This is a genomic window from Microcoleus sp. AR_TQ3_B6, assembly GCF_036702785.1.
Classification (GTDB): Bacteria; Cyanobacteriota; Cyanobacteriia; order Cyanobacteriales; family Microcoleaceae; genus Microcoleus.
Genome location: NZ_JAUBVJ010000037.1, coordinates 57921 through 74732, shown reverse-complemented (window position 1 = coordinate 74732; position 16812 = coordinate 57921). Strand labels below are relative to the sequence as shown.

Annotated in this window: 16 protein-coding genes; 5 read left to right on the top strand and 11 right to left on the bottom strand. The window is 45.4% G+C overall.

What is annotated here, in order from left to right:
• Both QUB56_RS18620 and QUB56_RS18615 read left to right on the top strand, forming a co-directional pair.
• On the top strand, nt 1–246 hold a 246-nt coding region (locus QUB56_RS18620; protein WP_332957138.1), incomplete at its 5' end, for a hypothetical protein.
• A 287-nt stretch (nt 247–533) separates the two neighbouring features.
• Nucleotides 534–899 carry a DOPA 4,5-dioxygenase family protein gene (locus QUB56_RS18615; RefSeq protein WP_332957135.1) on the top strand — a complete coding sequence of 122 codons (366 nt, stop codon included), beginning with the start codon at nt 534–536 and terminating at the stop codon, nt 897–899.
• A gap of 138 nt (nt 900–1037) precedes the next feature.
• Here the strand turns inward: QUB56_RS18615 and QUB56_RS18610 are convergent, their stop codons facing one another.
• Nucleotides 1038–1775 (bottom strand): DUF72 domain-containing protein, encoded by a 738-nt coding sequence (locus QUB56_RS18610; RefSeq protein WP_332957134.1) that lies wholly within the window; start codon nt 1773–1775, stop codon nt 1038–1040.
• Between the two features lie 175 nt (nt 1776–1950).
• A complete protein-coding gene (locus QUB56_RS18605; RefSeq protein ID WP_332957133.1) occupies nt 1951–2127 on the bottom strand; it encodes a hypothetical protein in 177 nt (58 codons plus the stop codon).
• Nucleotides 2128–2273: 146 nt separating this feature from the next.
• Here QUB56_RS18605 and QUB56_RS18600 point away from each other — a divergent pair, with 146 nt between their 5' ends.
• Entirely contained in the window at nt 2274–2522 is a 249-nt protein-coding gene (locus QUB56_RS18600; RefSeq protein ID WP_332957132.1) for a hypothetical protein, read from the top strand.
• 453 nt (nt 2523–2975) lie between these two features.
• Here the strand turns inward: QUB56_RS18600 and rnhA are convergent, their stop codons facing one another.
• Entirely contained in the window at nt 2976–3893 is a 918-nt protein-coding gene (gene rnhA / locus QUB56_RS18595; RefSeq protein WP_332957131.1) for a ribonuclease HI, read from the bottom strand.
• Between the two features lie 82 nt (nt 3894–3975).
• Between rnhA and QUB56_RS18590 the strand changes: the two genes are divergently transcribed.
• Complete coding sequence (locus QUB56_RS18590) at nt 3976–8793, top strand: CHAT domain-containing protein (RefSeq protein ID WP_332957130.1); 4818 nt, start codon at nt 3976–3978, stop codon at nt 8791–8793.
• A gap of 87 nt (nt 8794–8880) precedes the next feature.
• On the opposite strand, the gene QUB56_RS18585 is transcribed toward QUB56_RS18590, so the two are convergent.
• From QUB56_RS18585 to QUB56_RS18550, 8 genes are all read right to left on the bottom strand, one after another.
• Nucleotides 8881–9780, bottom strand: a complete 900-nt coding sequence (locus tag QUB56_RS18585; RefSeq protein ID WP_332957129.1) for a class I SAM-dependent methyltransferase — start codon at nt 9778–9780, stop codon at nt 8881–8883.
• Nucleotides 9781–9892: 112 nt separating this feature from the next.
• On the bottom strand, nt 9893–10906 hold the full coding sequence (locus tag QUB56_RS18580; RefSeq protein WP_332957128.1) for an XrtA system polysaccharide deacetylase: 1014 nt from the start codon (nt 10904–10906) through the stop codon (nt 9893–9895).
• Nucleotides 10907–10928: 22 nt separating this feature from the next.
• Complete coding sequence (locus tag QUB56_RS18575; protein ID WP_332957127.1) at nt 10929–11690, bottom strand: WecB/TagA/CpsF family glycosyltransferase; 762 nt, start codon at nt 11688–11690, stop codon at nt 10929–10931.
• A gap of 540 nt (nt 11691–12230) precedes the next feature.
• Nucleotides 12231–13640: a hypothetical protein gene (locus tag QUB56_RS18570; RefSeq protein ID WP_332957126.1), complete on the bottom strand. Its 1410-nt coding sequence runs from the start codon at nt 13638–13640 to the stop codon at nt 12231–12233.
• Nucleotides 13641–13836: 196 nt separating this feature from the next.
• Entirely contained in the window at nt 13837–14133 is a 297-nt protein-coding gene (locus QUB56_RS18565) for a hypothetical protein (RefSeq protein ID WP_332957125.1), read from the bottom strand.
• Nucleotides 14134–14344: 211 nt separating this feature from the next.
• A complete protein-coding gene (locus tag QUB56_RS18560) occupies nt 14345–14548 on the bottom strand; it encodes a hypothetical protein (RefSeq protein WP_332957123.1) in 204 nt (67 codons plus the stop codon).
• Nucleotides 14549–14578: 30 nt separating this feature from the next.
• Nucleotides 14579–14974: a CHAT domain-containing protein gene (locus QUB56_RS18555; RefSeq protein ID WP_332957122.1), complete on the bottom strand. Its 396-nt coding sequence runs from the start codon at nt 14972–14974 to the stop codon at nt 14579–14581.
• A 128-nt stretch (nt 14975–15102) separates the two neighbouring features.
• Entirely contained in the window at nt 15103–16314 is a 1212-nt protein-coding gene (locus QUB56_RS18550) for an acetate kinase (protein WP_332957121.1), read from the bottom strand.
• 231 nt (nt 16315–16545) lie between these two features.
• Here QUB56_RS18550 and psaK point away from each other — a divergent pair, with 231 nt between their 5' ends.
• On the top strand, nt 16546–16806 hold the full coding sequence (gene psaK, locus QUB56_RS18545; RefSeq protein WP_332957119.1) for a photosystem I reaction center subunit PsaK: 261 nt from the start codon (nt 16546–16548) through the stop codon (nt 16804–16806).
• Nucleotides 16807–16812: the final 6 nt, after the last annotated feature.

The window sequence follows — 16812 nt, the reverse complement described above, 5'->3', positions numbered from 1 at the left end:
ACAGTCAACAGTCAACAGTCAACAGTCAACAGTCAACAGTCAACAGTCAACAGTCAACAGTCAACAGTCAACAGTCACAGGAAACAGATGTTGGCTCAACTATCCCGGCTAGTGCAGGGGCTAGAACAAAGCCCAGTGCTAGAATGGGTAAGAAAGCAGAGAATTTGTTCGAGTTTTTATTCACAGTTAATATACAGCCGATTCCACGTTGATGAAGTACAGCAGTCAAGCGATCGATCGCTGTAGGGAAACGGCACTGCCGTGTCCTCTATCTTTGCTATGTACCTCACTTACTAAAAAATGCTGTAAGTTCGGGAAGGAAGCGAGTGTCAAACTTGGCGGATTCTCTTGTCGCTATGACTAAAACCCGCCGACCATGCCCCAAATCCCGAAGAGTGCGCAGGCGTAAGCCGGGGCAGAGCCATCGCTGCCTCTTGTATGCCCGCAACTCACACCTCAATTGTGGCGTTCACCAAGTTAGCCTGAAATTAACAGCCGTTTTGTGCAGATGTCGGCTCAATACCCCACTAAAAATGATGAAAGAAGACACCATCGAAATTGTTGGTTTTCACGCCCATATTTACTTCAACCCTGATAATCGCGATGTCGCAGCGCGTGTACGCGAAGGATTGAGTCAGTTTGAGGTGCAGCTAGGGCGCTGGCATGAAAAACCCATTGGTCCCCACCCCCAAGCGATGTATCAAGTTGCATTTTTACCCTCGCAATTTGGCAAAGTCGTTCCTTGGTTAATGCTGCATCGCGAGGGGTTAGATATTCTCGTCCATCCCGAAACAGGCGACGATCTCGCAGACCATACTCTACATTCTTTGTGGCTGGGAGAAAAACTAGAGCTGAATCTCGAAGTTCTGCGGCCTAGAACAGCCAACGCCAGCTTGTGATCGATCGCGCTGGCAAATGCTAAGTGCAGGGAATTGAACCAACCAAAAACGCAGTCGGCGAACTAATTCAGCTTCCGGGAACTGCGAAGCATTTTTGAATGCGCTCCCAAGAATGGGAACGCTCTCCATCTTCGCTTGTCAGGAAGTACCCTTCTCCACAAAGGTTTTTAGCTTTGAAGCGTTCCTCACTGCATTTCCCTCACCGTCGTTGTTGAAGTAGACAAACACAGTTCGCCCCTGACTTTCCCACTCCTGGATGCGCGAGGCCCACCAATGCAAATCATCATCCGAGTAGGATCCACCGTAGAGATTGTTGGCGTCGGGGCCGTGGAGGCGCACATAGACGAATGAGCCCGTTGCGCGGAGGATACACGGCAGGTGTGCCCCGCTCATCACGCAGTAAGCCGCTCCAGAGCGTTCCAGCAGCGAAAATACCTCTTCCGTGTGCCAGCTTGGGTGTCGGAATTCGACAGCTACTTTGATCCAGCGCGGCACCTGTTCTAGAAAGTAGGCTAGGCGGGCCGAGTCGCAGCCGAACTGGGGAGGGAGTTGGACGAGCAGAATACCCAGTCGTGAGCCCAAGCATTGAAGTCCCTCACTCATCCGTTCCAACCACTGTTCTGGCGAGTAAAGACGCTTGGAGTGCGTTAGACCGCGGGGCGCTTTTACAGTCATCAGAAATCCTTCGGGGAGGCGCTCTCGCCAGTTAGCAAAGGTAGTGTTTGGTGGCCAGTGATAGTAGGTGCTATTAACTTCGACGGTTTGATAGTGCTGGATATAGCAATCGAGCCTAGAGCGAGGGGGTAGCTGGTGGGGATAAAGCACACCTTCCCAATGGTCGTAACTCCAACCTGAAGTGCCAATATGCACACTCATCGCCTTTTGACTCCAATGCAGATTGTGTTTGTGTTTGAATTTTAAGTTTAGTCGGTCCGCATCGCTACCGCACTCTATCAATCAGCTAAAAATAGAGAGAGCAAGTTGAACTCTTAAGGACTCTTTTCAACGCTGAGCCTGACTTTACTGCTTTGGGCGATCGTCTCAGGATTTTCTATCTTGAAGGAGTGATAAAACTAATAGGAGCTTGAGCTGCTTTCGGCCCAACCGCGATCGCCACCAACACCCCGATTTTTGGGAAACTAAAACCGAACCCAAAACTCAACAGGCCCGCCATTCCCACAATCAAGCGAGTGCCGTCCCGGGGATGATGTTCGCGGACTGTAAGCAATGGGTTTTCCCTCCCGTGGTTGCGACAATTACTACTTTCCTCCTGCATTCAGAAGAGTTGTTGATGTTCTTACCCTGATTTATGTTCTGGGCACCATTGAAATTCCAATAGTTCGGTTTGATACTCCCCACTGATGAATCAGGGGGATGCTTAACCTATACCACAAAGGAACTTTCAAAGGCGTTATCAAGGAGCCTCTACTGACTTCCTTGAGACAAAGCCCCAAAGTTGCCGCTACTTTTCGACCGATATTACCTGCACCCTTGCAGTCGGCATCGATCGACAAACCCTTAGATAAGCCTTATCCCCTTGAAAATTTTGCTCTGGATTGCATTTTTAGCGTCAGTCACGCCAATTTTTTTTTATGTCGCCACTTGCTCCTTTCCAACTACTAAACCGACGCTTTCTTTGCCCTAAGTTATCACAACTATTTTATTATTCAAGGTGCGTTTTTTCTGCTAATATGAACAGTATTTTTCTGAAATTGATAGTCGGTAAATTATTATATTGGCTGTTCATAGCTATCTCCTCTTAAATCAAACTCAATTAATTTTTTACGAACTCATTGCCATTCCGAATCATTTTTTTACCCATAAAGAAGCAAGCAACAGTTATCTGAAAATATTGCTTTCTTGGTGAAAGATGTAATTTGCTGCTAAATCGATTAGGGAAACCGCAGATGCCTTCCAACATAGGAGAGCGAATGCCTGCAATTTAAATCTAATGACTGAGGACTGATGACTAAAAGGACACAACAATGTTGTGTCCCTACGAAGTTTTGCCAAATCTTGCTTTGAGACAGTCATTAGTCATCAGTTATAAATCAACTAATAACTCATGACTAACCACTAATCAGTTGTACTAACGTGGTCGATTCTCTCTAATTGCCAGAGAATTTGGTTGCCTTCGCGCCGCACCCGAGACACAACCCAATTTCGCCAAACCCAGTTGTCTCCACGACTGGTGACAGCGCTGGCATTTACATCCATCAAATCAGCCAGTTCAGAACTGGTAATCAAGTAGCCTTTCGTCGCAACCTCGTCGGCGATGTGCAACGTTTCGATCAGATTGCGGAGGTCCTGAACTCTCACCTCGCGGGGCAAGTTCTCCAGGGTATCGGCAGTTGAATCCATCATGGTAGAGTTGGAGATCGGAAGGTCAGAAGTTATGACATAGGATTCTATCGTTTTGTTACCAGTTGTGTCCGTTTCTTCCCAAACAATTGTGTTTTCCGAACCTAGGGGCGGTGTCGCGACGCCGGCAAAAGCGCCCGCCTGAGTCTCGCCTGCTGTTGGTTTCTGCTGTTGCAGTTGGGGAGTGAGATTGTGGGAGAAGCTGCGGGCGATTTCATCGCACCTGTCGTTGTAGAAGTCACCGGAGTGACCGCGGACGTGTTCCCACTTGACTATCCGGGAATTCAGCTTGTCTAGCAAGTGCCAGAGGTCTTGGTTGACGACATCTTTGCCGGCCGAGGTTTTCCAGCCTTTATTTTTCCAGCCTTGAATCCATTTGGTGATGCCGTTTTTAACGTATTCGCTGTCGGTGTAAAGGGTGACTGGTTCGGTTTGACCGGAATTGGCAAAAAATTCGAGGGCAGCGACTGCAGCCTGCATTTCCATGCGGTTGTTGGTGGTTTGGGGGTCTGCACCTCCGAGTTCGTGACAGTTACCGTCGGCGAAGCAAACTACTGCACCCCAGCCGCCCGGACCCGGGTTGCCGGAACAAGCGCCGTCTGTGTACAAGCTTTTGATTTTGGGAATTGTCATGAGCGAATTAATTTGTCATTTAGAGGTAAGTTGTTGGTAAGTGCCATAATTGAGGGGAATAGCAATAGTTTTACTTGCTGCCATGAAAAACGCCAACTTAAAGATTAAAAAGGTCGGGCTATTTATTTGTCCCTTTTCTTTGTTAATTTTTAATACTTTCGCACAAGCACAGCCCATAGTGCCTGCTGCTGACGGTACGGGTACTGCTGTTACCCCCAGCGGCAACCGCTACGATATCAACGGCGGCAGTTTGTCGGGAGACGGGGCGAATCTTTTTCACAGTTTTGGGCAGTTCGGCTTGAATGAGGGTCAAATTGCTAATTTTCTGACTAATTCGGCTATTCAAAATATATTAGCTCGAATTGCTGGCGGGAACCCTTCCCTAATTAACGGTTTAATTACTGTCACGGGGGGCAATTCTAATCTTTTTCTAATTAATCCTGCGGGGATTGTGTTTGGTCCGAACGCGAGTTTGAATGTGCCGGCGGGTTTTACTGCAACTACTGCCAATGGTGTCGGTTTTGGTTCTAATTTGTTTAATGCTGCGGGTATAAATAATTTTAGCGCCTTGGTTGGTACGCCAAATGCTTTTTATTTTGGTGCAGGTGTACCGGGCAGTATTGTTAATGCTGGCAATTTAGCTGTGACTCCGGGGCAAAATTTGGCTTTGCTTGGCGGTACGGTTGTTAGTACGGGGCAGTTGTCGGCCCCGGGCGGGCAAATTACTGTTGCTGCGGTTCCGGGAACTCAGGTTTTGCGCATTAGTCAACCGGGGCATTTGTTGAGTTTGGAAATAGCAACTGGCGGGAATTTTGACAATTCTCAACAGAGTTTGAATCCTGTTTCTTTGCCGCAGTTGCTGACAGGTACGGGTCAAAATCAGGCGGCGGGTGTTGCGGTGGCGGATGACGGTTCTGTGCGGCTTGTGGGTTCTGGTTTGCAGGTGAATTCTGGGGATGTGGCGATTTCTACTAATATTTCTGGGCTTGGCCTGTTGAATGCGGGAAGTGCGAATTTATCGGCTGCGGGAAATCTCACGTTAGCGGGCGCTAGGCTGCAAACTATGGGGGATTTGAGTTTGCTGGGCTCCGATGCGGTGCGGGTCAGGGACAGCGCCGAGAATCCTTTTATGGCGCGGGCTGGGGGGAATTTATACATTCAGGGCGATCGCACTATTGATATTCTCACTCAAAACGCGATCGGCGGCTTGTCTCTTCCCGCACAATTCCAAAGCGGCGGGAATTTGAGTTTGGTTAGCAACGGTGTTATTTCGGGGGATTCTCACTTTGTTTCGGGGAGCAATTTTTCGGTGCGGAATCTGTCGGGAATGCCGGGAAATTTTGTGAGTTTATTTGACCCGATTATCAGTTCGGAAGGAGATGTTTTTTTTGGAGATTATACTGGTGTTTCGCTGAAAGTGGAGGCGAAGGGGAGTATTGTTGGCGAGGATATTACCATTACGGGCCCCGATATTGCATTGGGTAATGAAAATCTCAGTGCCGATCCGGATATTGCTATTTTAAGAAGCAGTCCGGCTTTAATTCTGCGGGCTGGAGTGCCAAATCTGGCAAATCCTGCTAATTCTGGTACTGACAGTTTAGGTGAAGATGCAATATTTATAGGTTCATTATTATCGAACAATTTGATTTCTGTTGAAAATATTTCTGCCGGCGGGCCGGTGATTTTGTCAGCGCTGGGAAATATCGCAACTAGAGATATTAACGGCGGTCGAATAAGTCTGGAAAGCAGGGAAGGGGAAGTAATAGTGGGGGGCAGATTGATATCCAACTCGACTATTAATATTCAAGCTTTCAACAATATTATATTGACAAATGACATTTCTCGTGCTGATATCAACGGCAATATTAGTCTGAATACTGTTGCGGGTAATATAGAAACGAGGTCGATCGATACTGGGACTTCCGGGGCGATCGAACTCAGAGCTTCTGGCAATGTGAATTTTGGGAATTTGCAGGGTTCTAATGTTGATATTGTCAGTAGCTCCGGGGAACTGGGAGTTTTGAGCGATCCGAATATTATAACCTTCAATACTGCACCAGTCAATATTACAGCAAGTGAAAATATCAGGTTGACAGCTTCTAGGGATTTAACGGTAGGCAATCTCAACGCTGCAAGTGTCAATGCTAGCAGCAGTACGGGGAGTGTTAATACGGGGGCGATCAATACTACCGGAGATGTGATAATTTTAGCCCAACAGCTAATCAACACAGGGATAATAACTGTTAATCCTGCTGCCACAAATCCAGTTAATCGGATTCCCACAGTAAATCTGGATGCCCAAACTAATATTAATGTTGTATCGATCGACGCTGGCACTGGCACTATTGCTTTGAGAGCATCCAACGACTTAAAGGCAGGGAGCTTGCAAGGGGGAACAGTTACAGTCAATAGCGAGCGGGGAACAATTGCGCTCGGCAATACTACATCTATTGAGAATATTAATGTCATAGGTTCTGAGAATGTAAGTTCAGGGGATTTGCTAGGAACAATAGTTAATGTAAATAGCACTTCGGGAAGTATTGATATTGGAAGTGCCACCGCAACAGAAAATACCGTGGATTTGAGAGCTTCTGGCAATGTAAATTCAGGAGCTTTGCGGGGAGTGGGAGTTAATGTAAATAGCACTTTGGGAAGTATTAATATTGGCGGGAATACGGACGCCACAACAGGAAATGTCAATTTGACAGCGGCGGGCAATGTAAATTCAGGAGAGTTGCGGGGAGTAGGAGTTGATGTCACTAGCACCAGGGGAACTGTCAGCACTGGCAATATAAGTGCTTCCGAAAGAGTGGGAATTTTAGCCAGAAATGAAATCGCAATTGGGAAAATAAATGTTAATCCTGTTGTTAGGATCGATCGCACTTCTACAGTAAATCTTAACGCTCAAAATGATATCAGTGTGGCATCGATCAATGCTCCGGGCGGTAATGTTGAGATCGCAACTCCGGGTTTAGTTCGAGTGACGGGTACTTTTGATCAAAACGGCACTCCTGTTAGCATCTCGACACTTGGCGACACTCAACGGGGTACAGTTACGATCCGCCACGGCGGCGGCGATGTCAATCCGCCGATACCTTTTTCGGTGGGAGATGCGACGACTAACGGTACTGGTGGGGCGATCGCCAGCAATGCTTTGGGTACGATTACTCAGGGGCGATCTTTCATAAATTCTTACACTCAAGGCAATAGTGCGATCGTCACTACAAATCAACCCGGTCCAACTCCACCCGGTCCAACTCCACCCGGTCCAACTCCACCCGGTCCAACTCCACCCGGTCCAAATCTACCCGGTCCAAATCTACCCGGTCCAAATCTACCCGGTACAAATCTACCCGGTACAAATCTACCCGGTCCAAATCTACCCGGTACAAATCTACCCGGTCCAAATCTACCCGGTACAAATTTGCCGCCAAGATTACCAGGGGATAGACCGCTATTTGATAGAGGGCGAGCGTTTTTTTTCGATCCCAACCAACCCTTTACCCCCGAACAGCGGCAGAACCAAAACAGAATATCGCGAGATATAGGAAAACCCGGAGACAGGATGCCGCCCGAAAGAATCCAATCTCCCAGAGGACTGAGAAATTTCATCAATTCAAATATCAGAGATTCAGTTATTCAGTCAGCATCTCGCATTGACATCCGCAAGAACTTGGAGGTAGGCAATATATCGGCCGCTTTGTCTCTCCTCGACAAATCTTTCAGCCAAGAATTCCAGGAATATTTCGGCAGTAACATCAGCGAGGAGTCGATCTCCACGGATAAAATTAAAGAAAAGTTAGCATCCATGGGCGCAGAAACGCGCACGAAGCCCAGCTTAATTTATCTGTTCTCGCAGCCGGAAAAATTAAATTTAGTTTTAATAACTTCTTGCGGTGAAGTGGTTTACAAAAGCGTGGAGTCAGCGAGCCGGCAAGAAGTGCTGAGAGTTGTAACTCAGTTCAGGAATGAGATAACTAAACCAGGCGTGCGGGGTACTACGAGTTATCTACCATCTTCTCAACAGCTTTATAAGTGGATGATTGCGCCTGTAGAGGACAGCTTGAAAAAGTGCCAAACCGATACTATTTCCTTTGTTGTCGATCGGGGTTTGAGAGGTATACCCTTTGCTGCTTTGCACGACGGACAGCAATTTTTGGTGGAAAAGTACAGTCTCAGCCTCATGCCCAGCATTAATTTAACAGATAGTCGCTACGTCGATATCAGAAATTCTCAAGTTTTAGCAATGGGTGCGTCGCAATTTTCCGAGTTGAATCCTTTGCTTGCGGTTCCTACTGAAATAGCGGCTATTTCCCGACAGTGGCCGGGAGTTAGTTTTCTGAATGAGGGTTTTACTTTGGAGAATTTGAAGCGACAGCATCAAAGCCGGCCTTTTGGGATTATTCACTTAGCTACTCACGGCGAATTTCGACCGGGATTACCGAGTAATTCTTTTATTCAGTTGTGGGATAGTCGGCTGCGACTGGATCAATTGCGAGATTTGAGATTGAATGATCCGCAGGTGAATTTGTTAGTTTTAAGTGCTTGTCGGACTGCGGTGGGAGATGCACAGGCGGAGTTGGGTTTTGGGGGGTTGGCGCTGCAAGCGGGGGTGCAAACGGCTGTGGGGAGTTTGTGGTACGTTTCAGATGAAGGTACTTTGGGATTGATGAGCGAGTTTTACCAGCAGTTGAAGACGGCGCGAATTAAGGCGGCGGCGCTGCGACAAGCGCAAATTGCGATGTTGCGGGGAGATGTGCGTTTGGAGGGCGGCCGATTGCGGGGTTCGAGTCGGGGTGAGGGGGTGGAGTTGCCGGCTTCGCTGCAAGGGTTTGAGGATTTAAAGTTGTCGCATCCTTATTATTGGTCGGCTTTTGTGATGATTGGCAGTCCTTGGTGATTGGTGATTGGTAATTGGGAATATCGGGTAGAGTTCGGCCAGATTTTTTCCCAATACCTTAATGCTCTATTTTATAGCAAAGTGTGATTAAGCTATTGGTTTCTGCCAGAGATAGAACGCATCGACTGTACACAATTCCTCATCAGAATACTCGCTTAATTCGCTTCTAAGGTCCCTAGTCAAGTCTTGTTCGGAACCGTAAGATTCGAGAAATTCCTCGTACCCTTTGGCTTCTTGTTCAAAAAGCGATCGCCACTGAGACAGCCGCCACTCATTCAAATACGAACTTGGTTGGATCAAATGGCTAGTTGATGCGCGCAGATGCGCCCAGAAAGGCAGCGGAAAACCAGTAAAAGCGCGGAGGTCGTGATGTCCGCTATTTGAGGTGTATAAATGAATACCGATGTACAATACTCCACCGGGTCGCAGCGATCGAATCGCATTTTGTAGAGCTATTTTAGGCTCGCTCAAATGCTCGAAAGTTGACCAAGAAACTACGATATCGTAAGCTTCCGACTTGGGAATTGCATGGCAGATATCTCCTTGGAGAAAAGTAGGGGTGGGCAAGTTGGTAATTCCGAGTGCTTTTTCCCAAGCGAGCTGTTTTCCCCTATCGACCAGTAGCAGCTTGCGTCCAACAGTTTTCGCCAATCGCCCGAACCCATTCTCTTGGAACATTCGCAGATAACTTCCCAGATCAAAACCGCAAGGAATCACATCTAGATCCATAGCAGTGACTTGGTTATTGATTCCGAAATAGCGAGCGCGTTCCATCTGCTGTCCACCGCCTATTTCCAGGATGTCGAGTTGACGAACGGGTTTGCCGAGGCATCGAGCAATCCGCTGTTCGTCTCGGTGAATGCGCTCTAGGGCAACAGCTACGGCATTATCGGCTTTATTTCGCTCGCGCAGTGCGTGTACCACCTCTCTGAAGGCGTTAATTACTCCAAAAGTTGCATAAGTTTGGAGATTGTGCGGTTCTGACATCAAAATTTTCTCCCCTAAGCAGACTTAGACTTAAGCAAGTGTAGCTCCTTACCGATGGAATTCGGGAAAAATCAGGAGAGCGATCGAGATTTTTCCCAATCAAGTCTTTTAGTTACTGTCTAAGTGTGAGCAAATTTTCTGCTATTTCGGTTTCGGTATCGGATGTTTTTCCGTAGGTTTTGCTTACCAAGCAAAATTCCCGCTCTCTGGGACAAAGATCTACGAAATTATTAACTACCCGTCGCTGCTGCTTCCCATCCATACTTATTTGCCAAACTTTCTCAATACAATTAAACTTAAAATCCTGAATCATGCGCTCAAATTTAGAATGGGTTTTGTGCAGATTGACATAACTTGTGAAGGAACGAAAAGGCTTCATTTTAAGCTTAGGATGCTTCGGGTCGAATTCCCTAGGATGTAGGTAAACTAATGCTGGTTTTCCTTGATTGTTGAGCTGCGCGATCCCAGCAGCGATCGCAGAATAGGGTGCGAGGCGAAAGTAACCGCCTCCAAACAAATACACTTGTTTATTGAAGAGTGTAGTCGGAGTTACTGGAATTTCCAGAATTTTGTATCCTAGGGGCGTGGTAAGCCATACTGCCTCTGGTGAAAAGCCCGGCAACCCACCATGATTTCTGCTCATGGGAAATATCGAAGCATCATACTGCAAACCTAATTCTACGAGAATGTCTAATGCCCACAGAGATGAATTAGCGATCGAAAAACCTGGAGCGCGATATCCTAAAATCGGTCGTGAAGTAATGCGTGCCAACACCTCCAGAGAGCGAGCTACATCTCGACGGAACTCGTTGGGAGTTAAATTGTAAATTAGTTCGTGGCTGTACCCATGAGTACCAATTTCATGACCTTGCCTTTCTATTTCTCGGACTAAATCTGGAAAATGTTCGGCAACCCACCCCAGAACAAAAAATGTTCCTTTGGTGTCATGTTTGTTAAGTAAATCCAAAATCACCTGTGTGTTTTTGGTAACTTTACTTTCCAGCTTCGACCAATCTTCGAGGCTTGGCGTTGAACCAATATCTAAAATGTGAAACCAATCTTCGATATCGATTGTTAGGACATTTTCTACACTGGTTTTTGGTGGATTTCCTGAGCGGTGTAACATATTTTTTGTCCTGCTTGTAAGTTTACATATCTGTAAAAGGGTTTTGATAAATGTTTATTTTCTGTTTTAAAGCCAGCCCGAAAAAAGGTGGATCGTTGATTAAATAGCGTTTCCAAAGTCGTCCGGGTTCACTTAACAATCTATAGGGAGTTTCCAGTCCGGCATTACTCATCCATTTCGGCGCTCTTTTCTTATGACCAGCTTCAAAGTCAATTGTGGCACCTATGGCTAAAAATATTTTGATGCTGTTCAGCTTTTCTTTGTATTTAATAATCCATTTTTCTTGCTTGGGCGCACCAACCCCTACTGCTAATACGTTCGCTCCCGATTTTTCAATTAAATCAACTATCCGAGAACATTCTTCTTCTTTTTTTTCAAATCCAAAGGATGGCGAATGGGCCCCAACTACAATCTCTCTTCCCACTTTCAAGTTAATATTTTCCTGAGCTTTTTGAGCGACTCCGGGCGCCGCTCCTAGCAAAAACATTTTGATATTTGGGTTGTTTTTATGATACTGATAGAATATTGGTAAAAGATCGGAACCTGAGATTTTTTCTTTAATGGGTGTTCCTAAAAACTGTAAGGAATACATTAATATTTGTCCATCACAAACTCTGTAGTCTGCCATTTTATAAGCATTGTAGAACTCTCGATCTTTTTGCAGGATCATTAGGTGATCTATATTTGGGGTAAAAACAATACCACCTCTTTCGTCAAGTTGCTCCAACAGTTCTGCTGTAGATAAATTATCAATAAAAGTATTGAGAACTTTAATTTTCTCCATTTCTTCTTCTTTAAAAAATAAAAAGATGTAAATATCAAGAAACTTACTTGAATATTTTTGGGATTTTTAATTATTTTAAAATAATTGCTCCTTAAGTTTCTGTGCCAACATTCTACACCCTTACTGTCAGTAATGGCATCCGGAATCGCCAAGCTTCATCAAATCTTTAAATTCTTCTATTATTAGTGATATTTATCTGAAGGGTGATTGTGATTGTTAAAAGTTATAAATAACTCAAAGAACATGGTTCCGCCATTAAGTTTTGGTCACATTCTGTCAGTTTTAATAATCTTTAATATCATTTTTGTTAAGATATAATAAAGTTTTTATAACTTAAAGGTATATAATTTGGGAATCGATCGCAGAATTGGCTTCATCAAATCTTTACAAAAGCTCTGTAAAAATAGCTACTCATACCTGGTCGGGAGCGGAAAATTATCTATCAAAAGTTAGATTGTGAAGACTTAATGTAGTAAAAAATGTTGCGTAGGTTCTAATTGTGATAAATTGGCCAGCATTCTCACCCGATCGCCCTTTTGACTATTTTTTAGGCTGAGTCCAACACCACACGATCGCACCCGCGATGATACCGATGGCGCAACTGAGAAAAAACGAGAATGCAAACGGATGCCATTCGATTAAAACTGGGATTTGATGGCTTTTTACTGTCTCAAAGAGTTTGTCTGTGCCGCTGGATGCTGCGATACCACCGGCTGCTAAACCTACGCCGATGGCCCCAATTTTTCTTTCTAGGCGATCGGATCGCTTTTTCTCTGCTTGCTCGCTGTCGCGGAGTTCGATTTGGTTCTCGCGATCGATCCGGGCTTGTTCTATTTCTACTATCCCTCGAATTGAGGCGATCGCCTGTTCGATTAAACTCGTTCCGTGTCGGAAATATCCTAAGTCTGCCGCAATTTGCGATCGGAAATAAGGCGCAATTTTTATACTGAAGCGATTTAATATAGATAGTTCTTCCTCGTCGCTTTCAATCTTAACACATATTTTTTGCAAATTCTCACTGTAATTGTAAAGATTTATCGCAATTGTATTATCAAACTCTTCTAGTTTCCGCAGCAGGCGAGTATAAGTTACAGCTTTGCTGAAGAGTTGCTTTAACTGTTCCTGCAATTCCTGCAATTGGGGGGCAGTTAATACAGTTCCTCGCGCGAATTGCTGCTGCAAATTATCCATATTTTTCTCAATGGTGCGAAATTCTGCATCAAGTTCATGGTAAATCTGGCGGCTGTCTTGAAAAGCTTTGATGATTTTGTTGCGGTGAAATAATAGCTTGAATATTTCATGTTGGCAAGTGTTAAAATCTGCGTCGGTTTTTTCGTCGCAAAGCAGCCAGACAAGCAGGTGGCGATAATTGGCAATATCGCTAACTGAACCGTATTCAAAAATCGGGCTACCAAATAGTTTACCCGATCGGTAGAATGTCGGGGGAGAATCACCGGAGAATAAATTATCGCGGCATTTATCGGCGAGGGGTTTGAGGGAATCTAAGTTATCCGGTGGGGTTTGGGTAAGCCATGCGGTAATTATCAGAGTTTGCCCTAAAAAGTGGTCATCGCCGCCGATGGGTAAGGCTTGATTTGGGTTAAATTTCTTGATGAAACTTACCTTTATATTATCGGCGCTGCCATCTTCCCGACAACCTATATTTAAGCATAAACCATAACTATCGTCAATTCGGACTGGTTGGACAAAACCTTCGATCAGGGGATTGCGGGTGCTAAAGTGGAGGGGAGTATTTGAAAGTAAATCCTCGAAGTAGCGGTGAGAGTTTGCTGGGAAAACTAGATGCGGTGTTAGTCTTTCATAGGTATAGGTAACTTTTGCCATAATCTTGTCGCATTGTTGCCACAGAGGATTGTCGCGGCCCGGGCTGTTATTGTACAGTTGGAAAGCGTATAAGTAAACGTTGGGTGCACAAATGCGATCGAGCATGTTAAATGTGTATTTATAGAAGTAGGTGCAAGTAAGCGTGAATTAGTGTCAAATTAAACCCAGCAACTGGACAACTATTAATTCCGTTTAAACCCCGATACCGCTAGGGAATTAATTCCCTGCCGGATTGCCTGGCTGTGTCAAAACCCGCTTATTCGCGTGGTGGCTGAGACTTAGGAAGCCGATTTCTGAGGTTTTAGGCCAAACTTGGATAGCGATTTGATAGCATAGGTTCTTGCCCTTCTTTCTTGATGGGTTTCGGTTCCAACTTTCGGCTGATAATTGAATTTATCTCATTTGTTATATTACGATATTCCTCGCACCACTCGCCAATAGCATCGGCTACTTCTTCATTAGATTTATCCGTCATATCGGATATCGTATTGCTGAGATTCTTTAAAGCGTCAACGGCGCTTGGTTGTTCAATAAATATTTGGGGGTTCTTTTCAAATACTTCTAGAAAGCCTGCGATAAAGTCTTCGTCGTCTGTCATTGCTAGTTTTTCCTTTACATAAATTCAGCCGGGGCGGGTTTATGAGATTATTGATTTGAGGGAATTATGGTTGATAAAACCCGCCCCTACAAAAATTATATCTATTTAACCTGAGATTTTACACCATTTTCAACAAACCTGTAGGGGCGGGTTCACGAATCACCTTAAATAAAATCGACAAATTAAATAAACCGCCCCCACCCACTAACATTTATTGCCCGGTTGCACAGAAAGCTGCCCAGTATAACGGCTTTTCATAAGGCTGATAATCCTGTTTGTAACCGCGTTTATATTGCTTTTTAATCTCCTCTTTATGTTTGCTACTCAGCAACTTCGATCCTTCTACCCATTCTCGCAAAGCTTTAACAGTCAAACTCCGCAGCCACAACTGAGACTCCCGCAAAGCAATCGCCACAGGCGGGCGAGTTTCAGACAGGAAAATTTCCTAAAATCGGATCATTAAAATGGCGGTGGATACATCATTGACAGCCCACAAAGTGCTAATTATACTCGTCGCCCCGCCATATAAAAAACCGCTAGGCAATCCGATATACTCATCAGTGTTATCTCTAATATCGGTTAAGCCAGTTTCGCAGGCGGAAAGCGCAACTAAACTACACTTACTCAGCGACAAATTAAAGATTTCTTCCAGCGTCAAGTCTTTGATGTCGTCCGAGTTAACGTTATGGGTGGCACTTTTCGCCCCAGCTAAGATTAAAGCTGATTTTCGGGGATTTGTAAAGTTGAAACGGCCATGACAAGCAAAGTGGGCGATGTAGGGATTTTGCAAGCCTTCAATTTGTTGCTGCAAAGCTGCTTTAGTTGCCTTTTCCCGAATCAAAACTTCCGCATTGACAACAAATTAAGGATGAAATAACCTAGATGTAGTGATTGAAATCACAGCTTGAAATCGCTACTACACAAACTATCGTCCCAACAAAGGGGGGCTAAGAGAATTCCTAAAATAAATTAGTGAAAAAGTTTCCAGCATTCTCGCGCAATTTCCCAGTCTTCTTGCGTGTGAATTACTAAAACTCTCGCCGCTGAATCCACTGCCGCAATATCTTCATCAACTGGCGAGTGTTGATTCTTTTCCCCATCCAATTTCAAACCGAGAAATCCAAAAGCTTCGCAAGCCGCAGCCCGCACAGCAGGGGAATTTTCCCCGACTCCCGCGGTAAAAATCAAAGCATCCAACCCTCCCAAACTCGCCAGCATCGCCCCAATTCCGGCGCGCAAACGGTGAATGTAAATATCCAAAGCAAGTTGAGCTCTCTCATTACCTTGGGTAATGGCATTTCCAACCTGCCGCATATCGCTAGATACCCCAGAAATCCCTTTTAAACCAGAATTTCGATTGAGAATACTGTCAAGTTTTTCAGCAGTAAAAGCCGATCGCCTTAACAAATGAATTATAATCCCAGGATCGATCGCACCCGATCGACTTCCCATCATCAAACCGTCCAAAGGAGTAAAACCCATCGTGGTGTCAACACTCCAGCCGCCGCGAATCGCCGCCAGAGAACATCCGTTGCCCAAATGACAGGTAATCAGCCGCAAATCGGTCAGATCGCGGTTGAGAAGTTGAGCCGCCCTGCGCGCGCAATATTGATGGCTAATGCCGTGAAAACCGTAGCGGCGAATCCCGTCTTCCAGCCATTCGTAGGGGCCGGGATAAACAAAGGCAGCGGGTGGCAATTGCGCGTGAAAAGCTGTATCAAATACTGCTACCTGCGGCCGATTTGGGAGGATTTTTTCCAGGGCTTCAATGCCTTCGAGGTTGACGGGATTGTGTACGGGGGCGAAAACCGATAAACGGGCGATCGCCTCTTTAACATCCGGCGAAATTAACGTACTTTGCTGATAGTCTTGTCCGCCATGTACGACGCGGTGGCCGACAATATCAATCTCCTTTAAACTATTAATAACTTGAGTTTTACCCTGCCACAGAGTCTCTAGCATTCGAGAAATGGCGGCTTGGCGAGACTCCGATGCAATTTCCTCCTCAAGTTCAGTGTCCGAGGCAGTTTCGACCTTCAACTGAGCCACACCTTCGCGGTGAGTCCAGTCAATTTGCGCTTCCCAGAGGGGTTGCGGCGGGCGATCGGGCAGGACCTCGTTTAACTCGTAAAGACAGCTCTTTTGACTGCTAGAACCCGCATTTAACACCAGTATTTTCATGCTTTATTATGTCCTGTTGATTCCTTCTTTCGATCGCTAGGCGATTGAAATCGCCTATTGTCAAACTGTTCGTCCCAGCAGAGGGGGACTAAAAAATCTTGAGATCCTGGGAAAAATATTAAGAAAAATGTCGAAAAATTAACTGTTAATGCAATTTGTAGCTAACAGTTGCATTTTTTTGATATATCTTCTCTGCAGATTTTCATTTACTAAAGTTTAAGGAGCCGATCGATGTTTACGCCAATTTTACTTGCTGTTGCCCCCAGAACCGTAGAGTGGAGCCCCACGATCGGTTTGATTATGATTCTTTGCAATATTTTAGCTATTGCGATCGGCAAATCAACGATTAAGAATCCTAGCACAGGCCCAGCAATGCCCTCATCGAGTATGTTCGGCGGTTTGAGTTTGGGTGCAGTTTTGGGAACTACTGCCTTTGGTCATATTTTGGGAGCAGGTACTATTTTAGGATTGTCTTACATAGGCGCGATTTAGTTTCAC